1 protein-coding gene is annotated in these 728 nt (G+C 66.6%); it reads right to left on the bottom strand.

The window, feature by feature from the left end:
• Window positions 1-728: winged helix-turn-helix domain-containing protein (locus AC27IQ_RS26285; RefSeq protein WP_487091406.1), on the bottom strand; the 728-nt coding region annotated here is incomplete at both ends.

The following is a 728-nucleotide window of genomic DNA, read 5'->3' as shown; positions in this document are numbered from 1 at the left end:
GGCTCGATGGCGCTCACGATGGCCGCCGATATCTCGTCCTGCACCTGAAAGAGGTCATCCACCGGCCGGTCGAAGCTCTGCGCCCAGATGGTTTCGTTGCGCGGCCCGTCGATCAGCTCCGCGGTCACGCGCAACCGGTTGCCGTTGAACCGGATCAGGCCTGACACGAGGTAGCGCACCCCCAGCTCCTGGCTGATGGTGCCGTTGGGCGGCAGCGGATGCCGGTAGCTCACCGAGGAGCTGCGGGCGATCACGTACAGCCAGCGCGAGCGGGACAGGCGGTTGATGATGTCCTCGGCCATGCCGTCGGCCAGGTAGCCGTCATCGGCGAGGCCGCCCGCCACACCGAACGGCAGCACCGCCACCGAGCGGGAGGCACTGGACACCATGGCGACCGGCAGCGGCTCAGGCACCTGGGTGCCACTGGCCACCGGCGCGACACGCGCGACGAACCGGTAGCCCTGCCCCGGGATGGTCATGATCAGGTCGGAGCCCAGCAGCTTGCGCAGCGAGGACACATGCACCTGCAGGTTGTTTTCCTCCACCACCATGCCCGGCCAGACGAGGTTGAACAGCTCCGATTTGGTCACCAGCGCGCCGGCTTTGTGAACCAGGGCGCACAGCACATCGAAAGCGCGGGCTCCCAGCAGGACAGGCTTACCGTGGGCCAGCAACTGGCGCTCGTGGACCCTCAGCGTGAAGTGGGAAAACGTGAATTCAGTGGTCAT

The organism is Acidovorax sp. KPB24-07, from assembly GCF_057543315.1.
Note: the sequence above shows the minus strand (reverse complement) of the source record. Positions and strands in the feature narration are given on the sequence as shown.